Source organism: Luxibacter massiliensis, from assembly GCF_900604355.1.
Classification (GTDB): Bacteria; Bacillota; Clostridia; order Lachnospirales; family Lachnospiraceae; genus Luxibacter; species Luxibacter massiliensis.
In genome coordinates this window covers 813,201-827,838 of the sequence record NZ_UWOE01000001.1, presented here as the reverse complement: position 1 = coordinate 827,838, position 14,638 = coordinate 813,201, and the positions used below count along the sequence as shown (strand labels likewise).

Genomic DNA, 14,638 nt, shown 5'->3' with positions numbered 1-14,638 from the left:
AAGAGATGCTATTGCTTTTCAACAAATCACATCTCTAACTCGTATACATATTAACTTATTGTTCCATTTCAATATTATAAGCTTGTTCCTGTGAAATTATCCTATTTTTTACCATGCTCTCTAAAACACACTCCACTCGTCGAGCAGTCGACTCATTAACTGCATTTGGCGAATAAACGGATGGTGCATTGGGAATCCCGGCCAACATGGCACATTCATATTCACTAAGTTCAGAAAATGTCTTACCAAAATATCCATCTGCCGCCTCCCTAACGCCATAATACCCATTTCCAAAATAGGATGTGTTGACATACAATTCAAAGATATCTTCTTTGGAATAGTTGCACTCCAACTCCAGTGCTGCAAACACCTCTGCAACCTTTCGCTCAAGCTTCTTCTCTTGCGTGAAAAGCATATTCTTTGCAAGTTGCTGTGTGATTGTACTCCCGCCCTGTACAAACGATTGTTCCTTAATATCTGTCAGCACAGCTCGCCCGATTGCAATCAAATCAATCCCACAGTGATTTTCAAATCGGTGATCTTCAACGGATATTACAGCATCTATATAAAACTGAGGTAGTTCAGAATAAGATGTAAACCCTTCCATGCCACGGATTTCTTTCACACACTCATTGATTGACTTTTCTGCCACTGCCTCCTTGTACATCTGATAGCCTTTCACACCGAAAAAAGCACAGAACACAATGACTATGCAGAGTAGAGACGCAATCATATTCCGTAAAAATTTCCTAACCGGATGTTTCTTTTTCTGCCTTTTCCTCATAAGCATCCATCCTTTTCCAGCCTTCTGACAATCCAATCTGCCAGTTCCCATACAATACCAACGCCAAAGAACAGCAGACAGAGCAGAACCATAAATACATACAATGCTACAATCATTCCTATTTTCTTGCCACGCTGAATCAGTGTGCCGCAAATGCAACTCTTATTTTTCATATGCCGCTCTCACATTCTTAAACTACTGTATAGAAATTCTGCAGCACAGCAGCTTTTTCTTTTCCTGCTGTGCCGCTGTTTTATCTGCAGTTCCAATTACAAGTCATTAATCGTATCCGTGATTGCCATGTCCCTCATACGTTTCGTGGGTTCATGAACCGCAATAATGCACGAAAAAACGACTAGCAAAAGTACAATTCCAATGGTAGTAAATGGGATATTCCAAAAGCCACCGAAATGACTAATGACAATCTTCACATAAATCAAATAGTGAAGTATCAACCCAAGGGCAGTTCCGGCAATTGTACCGTAAACAGCGTATGTTACTGCCTCTGCCGTTATCATCTTTGTAACCTGCCTGCTCTCCATCCCAACAGCACGCATCGCACCGTATTGCTTCACCCTTGCAGAAACACTCATTGAAATACTGTTCATAATATTCAACATGGTTATCAGAGAAATGATTGCCAAGAAACCGTATGCCGCAATTCGGAATACCCAGTAGGAGCCAAAAACATCGTTCTTTTCTTCCCTGTCATCGAAAAATTGATATCCATCAGACAAATCACGAATCTGCTCTACTTCCGATTCGGAAATATCACTTTTTGTTATTATGCTCACTGTAGCATAATCCTGCTCCCCTGTTAGATTCCGATAGGTTTCTTCTGAACACACCACAACGGTTGCGCCGCTGACGCTCCCAACTCCTTCGGATGCAACACATGCTACTTCAACCTCGTGATTTCCAAGCTTTATTTTATCCCCCACATTCAGATGTCCGGCATCATTATAGACCGCCATCACGTAATCAGAAGCCCCATAAACACTTGATAAATCTCCACTTATCATTGACTCTTTGAAACTGTCCAGCATAAAATCCCCATAGGAAAACAGGTCAATCTTCCCTGCGTTGCCGTTAATTTCAACAGGATAATCTATAGCAAGCATCATGCCAAAAGCAGACTCTACACCTGATATTTCTGAAATATCTTCTAACAAACTTCTATCTATGGAATTTGATTCGTCTTCACTCGCAATCGTAATATCCGGCGTGAAATCACTCACCGATGGAAGCAATTTATGCACAACATCAAGGCAGGCGGAAAAAGCCAAGAACAATACGATTGTAAGGGCAAAAGAGCCTGTCATCAGAAACAGGTTTTTCTTAGACGCTGTCGCATGTTGGATTCCAAGGGAAGTTTCTACTTTAAAAAGCTTCGTATTTGCCGCATGAACCACTTTTTTCGATGATTCTGAATTTCCGGATACGGCTGCTACCGGGGAAACTTTTGCTGCATGTTTTGCAGGAGCCTGCGCCGCAATAAATACCGTAACTACGCCCACAACAGCTCCGCAAAGAATGCCGCTTATGCTTACCGAAAAAAGAGGCATATCCACCCATTCTCCTTTTACAAAGAACCGCAATATCGCACATGCTATCCAACAAATCACCGTCCCTAATGCACATCCAATCGGGATAGCGGTTTTGCACCAGTTCAATGCCTCAAGCCGTACAAGCCGTACAATCTGCTGTTTGCTTGCCCCAACACACCGCATCATTCCAAAAAACTTTGTCCGTTGCGCCACATTACTGTTCATGCAACCTGAGATCATTAAAACACCGGCAAGCAATATGATTACAAAACAAGTAATTGCCAGAGGATAAAGATCGCTTATCCTTTCATCGGTGCTGGCTCCCAGCAGACTTAAAACTGCCGTGTTTTCCTCAACATTTTCATCCGTAAGGTTATATTGCTCTTTCATTTCAGCAATCGTTTTCTTCAAGCCCTTCTCTTTCTCGAACCGGATATAAAACTGAGACGATGCTTCCACGCCATTCAAGTTGCGTACTTCATCAAATGCCTCTCTATTCATGTACACGCAGCTACCTTCAATGATATCGTTAAACTCTGTATCATCCTCATAAAATCCAGAAACGGTGTATTCAAGAACTCCCGCAGGCGTATTTAAGGTAATCCTGTCCCCCACCTTAATTCCAAAAAGCTCTTTTGCATCAGCACTGAGCGCAACTTCTTTTCCACTCTGAGGATAAGCACCTTCCGTTGGATAATTCATAATGTCTGTAACGTATGCTTCCTCAGTGCCATATAAAACCGCATTTTTGCCATTTATATAATAGCCCTGGTCAGCATCAATATTGATCACATCATACCATGAGGAAACCCCAACATTAGCATTTCCGCAAATCTGTTCCGCTTTATCTTCCGGTACATTCTGCAGGGCAATGTGCCAGTTCCCATGATTATGGCGCATTGCAGTTGTCTGCCCTTCCGTCCACATTTCTAACATGGAAAAAATTGCAGTTACGAGGAAGACAGCAAGAATAATGCAAATTCGTGTCATCCGGCTCTGCCGTCTGTGTACTTTTGCCGAAATCGGGATAAGGCTTAAATAGCTCTTCATTCACTGCACCTCCCCATGTCGGTCAGCACGCCGTCCGATACCTGCAGCACCCGGTCTGCCGTCTGCGCAATGCTCCGGTTATGAGTGATCATAATGATCGTCTGGGCGTACCGCTTGGATGCATTTTTCAGCAGAGCAATCACCTCACTGCTGTTCTGGGTATCCAAGTTGCCAGTAGGCTCGTCAGCGAGAATCAGAGAAGGACGTGTAATCAGCGCACGCCCGATTGCTACCCTCTGCTGCTGGCCGCCGGATAATTGGCTGGGCAGATGATTCCGGCGTTCCTTCAGATTCAGTACCGCAAGCAACTCCTCCAGATACTTCTTATCCGGTTTCTGATAATCCAGCAGTACCGGAAAGATGATGTTCTGCTCCACAGTCAGCTCCGGGATCAGATTGAACGCCTGAAAAATAAAGCCAATATTCCGTCTACGAAAAATAGTCAGCTTGCTCTCCTTCATCGCAAAGATATCCTTGCCGTCAATCAGTACTTTTCCCGATGTGGGGTTATCCAACGCGCCGATCATGTTAAGCAATGTGCTTTTTCCGGATCCAGACTCTCCTACGATAGCAACATACTCTCCTTTTGGAACCGAAAAACTAACCTTTTTTAATGCATGTACAGCCGTTTCACCACTGCCGTAAGTTTTGGAAATTGATCTTACTTCTAATAAATCCATATGTTATGCACCTCTTTCATTTATCTGTTTTGTCCAGGCATAAAAACAGAAACCTCCCACAAAAGCTGTTAGGCTCTGCTCTGTTCCTGAACTTCTGTAAGCATACCACTCAAATCCTACAGTAACATGACTCTTAGCCTACAATTTTGTAGGATTTAAAAAAAGCTGCACCGTCATCATAGCGGGCAGCTCCCAGATAAGAGGCTGCCGAACGAAAAAAGACCTCCCACTGGCAGTATCCCTTCATAATTTATAGAAACAAATCAATCAATCTTACCGAAATCATAATCCCCGCCGCAATACAAACCACCAAGGCGTGGCGTTTCCATGTCAGTTTCAGATATCCTGCAAACTCCCGGAGCAGGGCGTTCAACGTATAATACCATTTCGTCTTTGCCCCATAGCCAACGCATTTCATTCCCTGCTTTCTGGCAAGAAGCAGCGCCCGGAACACATGATAAGCTGTGGTGACAAGAATAACCTTTGGTCTCTCTTTCTCCATCATCCGCCTTGAAAACAGCAGGTTTTCTTCTGTAGACACGGATTTCGACTCAATCCGAATCCTTTTCTTATCTACACCTTTCTCCACGGCATAAGCCGCCATTGCTTCTCCCTCCGGGATGTCCTCGCCCGGCCCTTGCCCACCGGAGAGAATCATCACTGCATCCTGATTGCAGGTCAGCAGCTCGATCCCTTTATCAATCCGTGCCGCCAGAAGAGGAGTCACACGTGTACCAAGAATCCCTGAGCCGAGTACCACGATATAATCCGCACCTCGGTTCTTCTTCAAGTGAAACAGGTTCAGGAGGGCGGAAAACATGTACATGGACATCAGTATCAGCACATAAGCCGCCGCAAAGCTGACAATAGCATAAAGCACAGTTCCGAATGTATGCTCTGCTAAATCCCCGATCCTGGGCCAGACAACCAGATACCCATACAATAGAACCGCAAAAAGCAAGGATAACAGGTTAGACGGTTTCATTCCTTCACGCCGGATGACCTTGATGCCTTCCACACAAAACATCAAAACCATAAATCCCGGCAGAACTAGGACGCAGAGTACCACGGCAATAAATAGAGCTACTAGAATGCCAATAATCCAGCCATGGGATGCTAGCTGATCTGAGTATTCGGATACTGTAAAGAACAAAAACAGCGCCAGACACGTCAACATCCCCCAAAAGGAAACGCCGCTCCACAGCGTCCTGGGATCATGGACCATGATTCCCGCATAGATTAAAACCGCAATCAAAAACACAATAAATGAAATCCCGCACATCATTCCTTCCACCTCCCCGGTCATTCCTTTTACAAATGTCTTTCTTCCTAGATTAAAATGCATCCTTTACCTTGCAGGCAGATGACTCTTTCCCTACAATTTTGTAGGAATTAGAAAACTGATGGTAAACATGGTTCCTTTACCAAGCTCACTTTTTACTTCTATCGTTCCGTTGTGTGCTTCGATAATCATTTTTGCAAGAGGGAGTCCAAGCCCGATGCCCTGCTGGTCTTTCGAGAAACGACTCCGATAAAACCGTTTGAAAATGTGATGCAGATCTTCCGGATGAATGCCGCTCCCGTTATCCGTTATCTGAATCTGTACAATGGAAGCAGACATCCTCCACTTAATTTCTACGGTATCCCCGCTCTTCGTATGATCCATGGCATTTTTCACAATATTATCCACTGCCTCCAGAATCCAGTCACGGTCACAATATAGAAAAATATCTTCCTCCCCGAATAAAACTAGTTCCTTCTGCTCCTGTTCTGCCCGGTACGAAAAGCGCAGCTCCACATCGTTCATCATCTCCGCCACATCTTCCGGCTTTTTCTCCAATACGATAGAACCGGCATCCAGTTTGGTGATCTTCAAAAGATTCTGCACCAACGTATTGATCCGATCAAGTTCTTTTTCTGATAGCGAGGTAAATTCCTGAATTTCTGGCACATCCACTGCTTCCCCCTGCAGAAGTCCATTGTAGATATTTAATGCAGCCAACGGCGTCTTTAACTGATGGGAAATATCCGATATAGTATTCTTCAAAAACTGCTTTGACCTGCGTTCCTGCTCCACATGGGCGTTCAAGATGGTAACCAGGGAATTCACCTCATGGAAAAGCCGGTACACTTCCCCCTCCTCGTCACAGTCAATGCGGGCCTCATGGTTCCCGGAAATATATTCCGTAATCTGTGACACCGCTGTTTCCATAACCTCAGTCTGTTCCTTAAAATAGCCGTAGCAAAAAATAAGGATAGCCGCTCCCATTCCAACCATGCACAGGATAATAACTAGAGTCACAGATTCCGCCGCAAAAAAAGTGAGCAATACCGCCGCCAGGGTAAAAATCACAGTACAGACCGTTATTTTACCAAACAGCTCCTTGATTTTCTTGTTTGCCAATATCTTCACTTACACTTCACCTCTCACTTTGCCGCATTCCATTTGTATCCCATACGGCGCACCGTCACAATTCGCTCCGGTTTTCCCGGATCATCTTCAATCTTAGTGCGTAGCCTACGGATATAAACCGACAGCGTATTGCCATCCACATAGTCTCCATTGCAGTCCCAAAGTTTTCCCAGAATCTGCTCTGGAGAAAGCACCTGTCCGGGGTTTTCCATCAGTAGGCGTAGAAGCTTATATTCGTTCGCTGTCAACTCAATCTTCTCGTTGTCCTTATATACCTCACTCTTCAAAAGCTGGATGGAAATGCCACCGGAACTGAGTTCCGTATCCGCCTGATTGAAGTTATCGCTCCTTCGGAGCAAGGCATTGATCCTCGACATGAACACCGCAAGCTTAAACGGCTTCGTGATGTAATCATCTCCACCAATGTCCAATCCCATAATAATGTCCGTTTCTTCATCCATAGCGGTCAGGAACATAATTGGCACTTTCGATGTCTGCCGGATATTTCTGCAAATATCGAAACCAGATCCGTCCGGAAGTGACACATCCAAAATTACCAAATCGTATTTTCCATCTTCCCACATTGCATCTGCTTCACTTTTGGTATGCGCAATGTTCAGTCCATATCCTGCTTTTTTTACGGCAAAAGATAGTCCGCTTATTAAGCTCAGATCATCCTCGACCAATAAAATCTGTTTCATTCCGTTTCTATCTCCTTCATGTAGACGACTTATTCCCATTATTCTGGAAATGAACCCTGTGTTTCTTAACTCTTATCCTGTTCATCAGGACACCACCTATTTTACCTCTAAACCGATATTATCTCAACTCCATCTTGCCAATGCCAAGTGTTCCAACGAAACAGAGGTAAAAATTTCTTCTACCAGATAGTGGCAGAGATTTCTCCCTGCTGTTTCATCGGTCTATTACTTTTATATTTTATCATAAGATTTTTTATACTCTGCAAGCGATTGCTCCCTTTCCCATTTCTGATCCTCCATCAGTTCCTTCTCATAATCTTCATACTCCGCTGCCCTGGCTGCTTTGCTCTCGTATACAATCAGTAGATTTACAACAAAACAATAAATTCAAATAATCTTTTATTTCCCATTCGCGCTTTTCTCATTTTATCGGCTTTTATTATTATAAAGGGCTTATTCTTTTTCAAAGCAAGTTTCGCCTGCGTAACTCAAAACCCACTTCGTGGCTTTTGCTTACCCGGCAAACTTGATTGGGATTCCGCTCCCCATACCCTCGGCTTCGGCACATTTATTTAATGTGTTATCATGGCTCCTGTGAAAGACAGTCGCAGCGTGATCGGTTCCCATCACGAAAAAACAACATCTTAAAAATATTCATTTCGTTCTCTTTATGTTCTTTAGATCGGCTTATAGTATGAATACAAATTTTAGTAGAAAGGGATTTTATGGCTAGACCGAAAAAAGAAAAGGAACTGAGGCGCACCCATCCAGTAATGCTCCGCTTCACAGACGCAGAGTATGAACGTCTCCTATTCTATGCAGAAGCCGCACGGCTTCCTCTTGCAGAATATATCCGAAAACAAATTACAGGAAAACCAGTAAAAGTAAAATATGAAATCGTGGCAGAGCTGCCGGAATTGAAAAAGCTAATCGCAGAGTTTGGCAAAATCGGAAGTAACCTAAATCAGATCGCCCGCCATTTTAACAGTGGCGGTATCCATTCACAGGAAATGCGCAAAAGAATTAACCAGGGAATTTCTGACATTTATGAGATGAAGTACGAAGTTCTGAGAATGGCAGGAGACTTTCTATCCCACCCTCCGAGCGATAGTGCTGTTACAAAAGGAGATTCTTTCCATGGCAATCCTGAAGCATATCGCTAGTAAAAATGCGGATTACGGAGAGGCCCAGCGCTATCTGATGTTTCAATATAACGAGGATACCATGAAACCGATTCTTGATGAAAATGGCAGACTAATCCCCAGGGAGGAATATTATCTGGACGGCATCAACTGTGATCCCTTTACCTTTGATATGGAATGTAAAGAACTAAATGCACAATACCGTAAGAACCAGACCTTTGATGAGATCAAATCTCATCACTATATTTTAAGTTTTGATCCGAAGGACACGGAGGAAAGCGGATTGACCGGAGAACGAGCGCAGCAGCTCGGCCTGGAGTATGCCCGGAAAAATTTTCCCGGCCATCAGGCTTTAGTCTGCACTCATACAGACGGACACAATCAGAGTGGCAACATTCATGTGCATATCGTTATCAATAGCCTGCGGAAACATGATGTGGAACGTCAGGATTTCATGGAACGGCCATGCGATTCCCGTGCTGGCTATAAACATCATCTTACGAATGATTATCTTTCCTATCTGAAACAGGATGTGATGGATTTGTGCCACAGAGAGCAACTGCACCAGGTTGACCTGCTCTCTCCTGCGGAAAGGAGAGTCACTGACCGAGAATATCACGCACAGCGCAGAGGGCAGAAAAAGCTGGATACATTAAATCGGGAAATGACTGCCGGCGGCATCACACCACGCAAAACGAAATTTGAAACCCAGAAAGATTTCCTCCGAAACGCCATTGATGAAGCCGCCGCTTCCGCCCGCAGTCTGGAAGAATTTCAAAAGCAGCTTTTAGACAACTATCATATTTCACTCAAGATCAGCCGTGGGCGGTTCAGCTATCTCCATCCGGAGCGTGGGAAATACATTACGGGCAGAAACCTGGGAACACGGTATGAAAAAGAATATCTGCTGTCTGTATGGGAGAAAAATTCCAAATGCCACCAGAACCTGTCACCTGAGCCGGATACATCCGATAAACCATCTGCCTTTGCGAATCAGGACGACCTGCCTGCTTTCGTCTTTATCAAATCCGAACTCCGGCTTGTGATTGATCTGCAGAATTGTGCAAAAGCGCAGGCAAAATCTTCTTATGCCAGGAAAGTTCGGTTGTCTAATTTACAGCAGATGGCGAAAACAGTGGCCTATATTCAAGAGCATGGTTACGATACGGAAGATGATCTGAAAGCCGCTTTTGATGAGGCGCAGACACAGACCACCGAGATGCGAAAAACACTCCGTTCTACGGAAAAGAAACTTCGTGAGGTCAATGAACAAATTCATTATACAGGGCAATATCTGGCTAACAAGTCAATGTACCGGGAATTTCTTAACTGTAAGAATAAGAAGAAGTTCCGGCTGGAACACCAGGCGGAGATCACCCTCTATGAATCAGCCCGGAAAATTTTAAAAGACCTTTCCGGCAATGGGAAACTTCCCTCCATGAAAATCCTGAAAGCGGAAAAAGAGCGGCTGACCGTCCTAAAAGATAATCAGTATTCAGCATACCAGAATCTTCGGGAGTACGAGAAAGAACTAAAAACTGTCCAAGTAAATCTTGCAAATATCCTGGGAAAAGACCAGCCCCGTCAGAAAGAGCAGGAAAAAGGCGCTTTCCGTTCATAAGTTTTTCCTATTTCTTCTCTGAACCTGCCCGCTTTTCTTTCTTTAATTCTTCCACTCTTTTTCTGTCTACATAGTGCGTTGCATATGCTTTCTCAATCTCCGGTTTTCCACTCTTGCTGAAGCGGAGTGGAAGTACCGGCTTATGTCCCTGTTTTTTCTTCACTCCCCACCGCTTATAATAACAAAAAGAGGGCTTCAATCCTGCTTTCTCTGAAAAGCTGCGGATCTGTTTCATGATCACAGAAAGCTGCCGGAGATTACAGGTACATACTTGTTCTAAATATGGAATTTTCCAAAATCTCCACATCCCAAAAGTATTTACAGTGCGAAAAAATCAAAACAGGGATGTTGAACAACAAGGAGGAAGAACTTCAGAAATACGATTTCTGAACGAAATTTCCGGTGAAAAGGGGGGTAACCTAAGTCGGCGCTGGTGCAGCGTTTATCTGAAGATCATGGTGATAAATAGCGTACTTACACACCTGACACTCATAGAGCTTCTGAAGGAATTAGGCAGAAAAAGGCATCGGTTCCCTACAAAAGACAGAACCTAGTAGGGGTACTGGTGTAGCAGAAGCCTAAAAGCATCCGTACAGGATACGTTCACTGCAAAGTTGGAAAAGACAAAATCAGACGTGAAGCTCTTGATCGTATCTGGGGAACGCCAAGGAGAATCTTTCGGCAGGACAAAATACAATGAAATGGAGATACACAGGACAAATGCAGAAAAAATTACATGAACACTAGGTTTTTTTTACAAGTGAAATGTATGACGCATCATATATGATATTATCTATGTTCAGTGAAGATAATATGTATTGTAAGAGAAAAAACACTTATCCAATAAAAATTCTTTGTACAGTGGTAAACTATATATTTTTCAAATCTCTATTAAATATAATCGGTGAAAATAGATTAGTTGACAACACTGCATATTATTGAGAAAAGGGAGGGGGAACGTTATTTGGATAATATGGAATAAGTGTTTTGATACAAAGAATCTATCATATCAGGGAGGAATCGCTATGAAATTAAAAGGGAAAATGATGACTGTGTTACTTAGTTCTATTGTTTTTACTACCGGTGCGGTAAACGTGTCCGCAGCAGACTGTTGTTCATCACAAAGTAATTCTTTTGAACAGCGTGCTGTAGAAATGATGGAAAAGTATGATTCTATGCAAAGCCAGTATGAGTCCGACGAGTATTCTAAAATAAAGGAAAAAACAAATTCGGCTTTTGTTAATCCGATGAAAGTTAAGCAAGAGGAAACTCAAAGCAGGATTAACGAAGCAATTTCAAAGGCAAAGTCAAGTGGGGAAAAATGCTATACATATGAGGAGATTCTGCAGCTTGATTCGACAGATTTGGATATTTCTGATTCGGATTTAGCGTATATTAAATCTTGTATATCAGGTACTGTAGAGGAATATAAAAATATATATGAATCTATGGTAACAATGGGTGAACAGAATCATCCGCTGGCTCAAAATCTGAAAAATGCGCTTGAGATGCAGTATCCAGCAAGTTTGATCTATGTATCTCACGACGAAATTGGTGATGGACATGTTTCTGGCGGAGGATGGCCATACTGCCTTGATGATAATGGATGGGGTCCCGCAAATTTTCTTAATTCTGACTGCCAGTGGGCATTTTTACAATACGGGCAATGCTTAAGAGATCATATCGGCAATTTTGTTGGAGATCCTTCTATACGTTATTGTCAGGCATATAAGCGGAATTGTTCTCCGTTAATTGGTCATAGTAAATATTGGCATACACACTGAATTAAATTTTCGGATTTTTTACAGTGTAAAGAAATTTAGGTGTGATTCTGAAGTGATAATGTAAAGAGTACTAAATTATCAAGAAAGCACACGGTAATTGGCGACATGGGATATCCAGCGAGTCATCCCATGTCGCAATTAGCGTATTTGGAGGTGTAAGTATGAATAAAAAGAAAATTATGATTTTATTCCTGGCACTTATGACACTCAGTATAACTGCTTGTGGACAGGATGCTACTGCTGATGATGAGAGTATGCAGAATCAGATAGAAACAGATCATAATGAGAATGGAGATGTACTGGAGCCAGAACCGATAGAATTCCAGCAGGGAGAAGTCAAACAGATTGGCTATGAATATTACGGGATAGATTCTCTTCATGAAGAAGGAACTACTGGAAGAGGTGTAAAAATTGCTATTTTAGACACTGGTATAGATATAGACAATCAAGATTTGGTCTATGAGGACAGCATTAATTTTATCAGTGATGATGCGAGTGATATAATGGATGAAAATGGACATGGCACCAAAATTGCTGGCATTATAGCAGCTAGAAAAGATGGAGAGGGAATGATTGGAATTGCTCCAGACGCAGAACTCTACATATGTAAAATTTCGGATTCTTATGGAACTACTAATAACAGATTACTTACAGAAGGAATTGAATGGGCTATAGAAAAAGATGTAGATATAATTAACATTAGCATAGAATTTGATAAAGAATACAATGATATTACCCAAGCAATGCAAGAGGCTGCAGATAAAGGAATCATTATCTTAGCCTCTGCGGGGAATCAGAATACAGAAGAGAAAGATAATGAGGTTAAGTTTCCGGCAAAGTTGGAAGATGCGATATCAGTAAGTATGTTAGGGAAAGATGGTGAAATATTTGAATATGCCATTCAAAGCGATGAGGTAGACGTTTATGCACCCGGCGATGATGTTGTTGCAACAACATTTGACAATAAACTCATTGTTAGTACAGACAATTCTAGTGCAGTAGCATATGCATCAGGGGTTACAGCGCTACTTATGCAACAAAATGAAAAACAATTAGATCAACAGATGGCTATTAACCTACTAAATGATTTTTTTGGAAATGGAAAACAGTAAAAATTTTGCAGTTGCATATGAAAAACTATAAAAAAATATTGGGAGAATGCTATAAAAAACATATACTCGTAGTAGCTGCTATCTCTTGGAGTAGAAAATCCGTAAAAGGCACTAAGCCATACGGATTTTTTGCTTTTTAAATATAACGGGCATGCCGCCAGCCTGTGGTAAAAATCCACAAGGGGCGTAGTTGCCGACGCCCCCCTCATATCGACTCCCAAAGTTTGTATTGTGAGGTAACTGGGAGTTGAAAAGAACCTTGCACGGCTGACAACGTATTGCGGAGACCGCTATTACTGGATAACGACTAAGATATGCGTAGTTAGGGCAATCTCTAGCCGAAGCAGGACTTATAAGCTGTCTCGACTATTATAACGAGCGTCACGCTTAGAAGTCGCATTGAACCGCCGTATGCTGAACGGCATGTACGGTGGTGTGTGTAAGGGATGAAAAAATCTCCTCTACTTGATTGAAATGTTAAAAGCTATTGTAAGAGAATATTTATATTTAAGTGGTTGATGTAGTTCATTTGGCTAATTATAATAGATACAATCATATAAAACGTGAGAAAAGAAAAAAATTCTGGAATGCTGCGGAATGACAGATACAAAATTGCGTACATAGACGGATTTAATAGAGTTATCTATCCTGGTTGTACGTAATTACGCTCAAAACAAATGTGGAAATATATTTGAAAAAAATCAGAAAACTTTGAAACGGATTGGAATATAGTAGGTCTTATAAGAGGAGGTGATGAAGTGAGTGTGCCAGATTTTGAAAATATATACAAAGAGTATTTTTCGGATGTATATAAATATGTGCTATGTCTTTGCCGCAACGAAACAACGGCGGAAGAAGTTACACAAGAAACATTTTTTAAAGCCATGATACATATAGACAAATTTAATGGGAACTGTAAACTATATGTATGGCTTTGCCAAATTGCCAAAAACACCTATTTTAAATTTGCTGCAAAGCAAAAACGAATCGCACAAGAAGATGATACATACGATACAAATCTAACATTGGATGTCGAAACAGATTATCTTGATAAAGAGGAGGCAAGAAAATTGCATATTCTGCTTCATAATTTAAACGAACCGTATAAAGAAGTGTTTACATTAAGAGTATTTGGCGAATTACCATTTTTACAAATCGGTGAATTGTTTGAAAAAACAGATAGTTGGGCAAGGCTGATTTTTTACCGTGCAAAAAAACAACTACAGGAGGCTATGAAATGAAAATATCTTGTGAAATTATTAGCGATTTATTGCCATTATACCATGATGGAGTATGCAGTAGCGAGAGCAAACAAATGATAGAAGAGCATCTTTCTAACTGTGAAAAATGTAGAACTGAATTAAAAGAAATGGATGATATGTTAAGCATTCCAAATAAAAAACAAAATTTAAATGACGCAAAAGCAGTTAAGGAACTTTCAAAAAAGTGGAAACATAGTTTGACAAAATCAATGCTGTGCGGTATTTTAGTTGCTTTTTTGATAAATAACATTGCATGGGTGTACCTTTGGTTTATTAATAATACAGGAAACAACATAATCCCATCTATGCTATGGAGTATTGTTAATGTTGTGTGGCTGATTGTAGAAATAATTTACACCAAAAGACTAGAACGCCCTATTTACAAAAATTGGAGAGTATGGGTATGTTACTTATTTTTACTGATTGCTCTTTTTACTTTGGCTATTTATATGTTTACAGAATCTATGCCATAAAATATTTTTTATATGGGACGGAAATTTGACGTGTAAGGAGCATTTGGAAGAAATCAGGTAGAAATGACA

General features: G+C 41.6%; 14 protein-coding genes. 6 read left to right on the top strand and 8 right to left on the bottom strand.

Features of this window, described 5'->3' with window-relative positions; all coding sequences use genetic code 11:
• Positions 1-55 precede the first annotated feature (55 nt).
• From EFA47_RS04015 to EFA47_RS03990, 7 genes are all read right to left on the bottom strand, one after another.
• Positions 56-784, bottom strand: a complete 729-nt coding sequence (locus tag EFA47_RS04015) for a biosynthetic peptidoglycan transglycosylase (protein ID WP_235853204.1) — start codon at positions 782-784, stop codon at positions 56-58.
• Complete coding sequence (locus tag EFA47_RS19780; protein WP_164689915.1) at positions 781-957, bottom strand: hypothetical protein; 177 nt, start codon at positions 955-957, stop codon at positions 781-783. Before EFA47_RS19780 ends, EFA47_RS04015 begins: the two co-directional genes overlap by 4 nt.
• A 96-nt stretch (positions 958-1,053) precedes the next feature.
• On the bottom strand, positions 1,054-3,381 hold the full coding sequence (locus EFA47_RS04010; protein WP_122642094.1) for an ABC transporter permease: 2,328 nt from the start codon (positions 3,379-3,381) through the stop codon (positions 1,054-1,056).
• Positions 3,378-4,061: an ABC transporter ATP-binding protein gene (locus tag EFA47_RS04005; protein WP_122642093.1), complete on the bottom strand. Its 684-nt coding sequence runs from the start codon at positions 4,059-4,061 to the stop codon at positions 3,378-3,380. The genes EFA47_RS04010 and EFA47_RS04005 overlap by 4 nt, the downstream gene beginning before the upstream one ends.
• 250 nt (positions 4,062-4,311) lie before the next feature.
• Complete coding sequence (locus EFA47_RS04000) at positions 4,312-5,406, bottom strand: YdcF family protein (RefSeq protein ID WP_235853203.1); 1,095 nt, start codon at positions 5,404-5,406, stop codon at positions 4,312-4,314.
• Positions 5,407-5,436: 30 nt separating this feature from the next.
• Complete coding sequence (locus EFA47_RS03995; RefSeq protein WP_122642092.1) at positions 5,437-6,474, bottom strand: sensor histidine kinase; 1,038 nt, start codon at positions 6,472-6,474, stop codon at positions 5,437-5,439.
• Positions 6,475-6,488: 14 nt separating this feature from the next.
• Positions 6,489-7,175 (bottom strand): response regulator transcription factor, encoded by a 687-nt coding sequence (locus EFA47_RS03990; RefSeq protein ID WP_122642091.1) that lies wholly within the window; start codon positions 7,173-7,175, stop codon positions 6,489-6,491.
• 725 nt (positions 7,176-7,900) lie between these two features.
• Between EFA47_RS03990 and EFA47_RS03985 the strand changes: the two genes are divergently transcribed.
• Together EFA47_RS03985 and EFA47_RS03980 are read left to right on the top strand one after the other, a co-directional pair.
• Positions 7,901-8,338 (top strand): plasmid mobilization protein, encoded by a 438-nt coding sequence (locus EFA47_RS03985; protein WP_122642090.1) that lies wholly within the window; start codon positions 7,901-7,903, stop codon positions 8,336-8,338.
• Complete coding sequence (locus tag EFA47_RS03980; protein WP_122642089.1) at positions 8,313-9,938, top strand: relaxase/mobilization nuclease domain-containing protein; 1,626 nt, start codon at positions 8,313-8,315, stop codon at positions 9,936-9,938. The genes EFA47_RS03985 and EFA47_RS03980 overlap by 26 nt, the downstream gene beginning before the upstream one ends.
• Before the next feature lie 7 nt (positions 9,939-9,945).
• On the opposite strand, the gene EFA47_RS20360 is transcribed toward EFA47_RS03980, so the two are convergent.
• Positions 9,946-10,101: a hypothetical protein gene (locus tag EFA47_RS20360; RefSeq protein WP_330511897.1), complete on the bottom strand. Its 156-nt coding sequence runs from the start codon at positions 10,099-10,101 to the stop codon at positions 9,946-9,948.
• A gap of 862 nt (positions 10,102-10,963) precedes the next feature.
• Here EFA47_RS20360 and EFA47_RS03970 point away from each other — a divergent pair.
• The 4 genes from EFA47_RS03970 (at position 10,964) to EFA47_RS03950 (ending at position 14,569) form a co-directional block, all read left to right on the top strand.
• Positions 10,964-11,722 carry a hypothetical protein gene (locus EFA47_RS03970; protein ID WP_122642088.1) on the top strand — a complete coding sequence of 253 codons (759 nt, stop codon included), beginning with the start codon at positions 10,964-10,966 and terminating at the stop codon, positions 11,720-11,722.
• A gap of 161 nt (positions 11,723-11,883) precedes the next feature.
• The gene (locus tag EFA47_RS03965) at positions 11,884-12,834 is read left to right on the top strand and encodes a S8 family peptidase (protein WP_122642087.1); all 951 of its coding nucleotides are present in this window, start codon (positions 11,884-11,886) and stop codon (positions 12,832-12,834) included.
• A 758-nt stretch (positions 12,835-13,592) separates the two neighbouring features.
• Complete coding sequence (locus EFA47_RS03955; protein WP_330511895.1) at positions 13,593-14,075, top strand: RNA polymerase sigma factor; 483 nt, start codon at positions 13,593-13,595, stop codon at positions 14,073-14,075.
• Positions 14,072-14,569, top strand: coding sequence for a zf-HC2 domain-containing protein (locus EFA47_RS03950; RefSeq protein ID WP_122642086.1), 498 nt, complete (start codon positions 14,072-14,074; stop codon positions 14,567-14,569). Before EFA47_RS03955 ends, EFA47_RS03950 begins: the two co-directional genes overlap by 4 nt.
• The last annotated feature ends 69 nt before the right edge of the window (positions 14,570-14,638 follow it).

What these genes read in the sequence shown, in the direction of transcription:
- EFA47_RS04015 (WP_235853204.1), bottom strand. Translation starts at nt 784, where the DNA reads ATGAGGAAAAGGCAGAAAAAGAAACATCCGGTTAGGAAATTTTTACGG.
- EFA47_RS19780 (WP_164689915.1), bottom strand. Translation starts at nt 957, where the DNA reads ATGAAAAATAAGAGTTGCATTTGCGGCACACTGATTCAGCGTGGCAAG.
- EFA47_RS04010 (WP_122642094.1), bottom strand. Translation starts at nt 3,381, where the DNA reads ATGAAGAGCTATTTAAGCCTTATCCCGATTTCGGCAAAAGTACACAGA.
- EFA47_RS04005 (WP_122642093.1), bottom strand. Translation starts at nt 4,061, where the DNA reads ATGGATTTATTAGAAGTAAGATCAATTTCCAAAACTTACGGCAGTGGT.
- EFA47_RS04000 (WP_235853203.1), bottom strand. Translation starts at nt 5,406, where the DNA reads ATGCATTTTAATCTAGGAAGAAAGACATTTGTAAAAGGAATGACCGGG.
- EFA47_RS03990 (WP_122642091.1), bottom strand. Translation starts at nt 7,175, where the DNA reads ATGAAACAGATTTTATTGGTCGAGGATGATCTGAGCTTAATAAGCGGA.
- EFA47_RS03985 (WP_122642090.1), top strand. Translation starts at nt 7,901, where the DNA reads ATGGCTAGACCGAAAAAAGAAAAGGAACTGAGGCGCACCCATCCAGTA.
- EFA47_RS03980 (WP_122642089.1), top strand. Translation starts at nt 8,313, where the DNA reads ATGGCAATCCTGAAGCATATCGCTAGTAAAAATGCGGATTACGGAGAG.
- EFA47_RS03970 (WP_122642088.1), top strand. Translation starts at nt 10,964, where the DNA reads ATGAAATTAAAAGGGAAAATGATGACTGTGTTACTTAGTTCTATTGTT.
- EFA47_RS03965 (WP_122642087.1), top strand. Translation starts at nt 11,884, where the DNA reads ATGAATAAAAAGAAAATTATGATTTTATTCCTGGCACTTATGACACTC.
- EFA47_RS03950 (WP_122642086.1), top strand. Translation starts at nt 14,072, where the DNA reads ATGAAAATATCTTGTGAAATTATTAGCGATTTATTGCCATTATACCAT.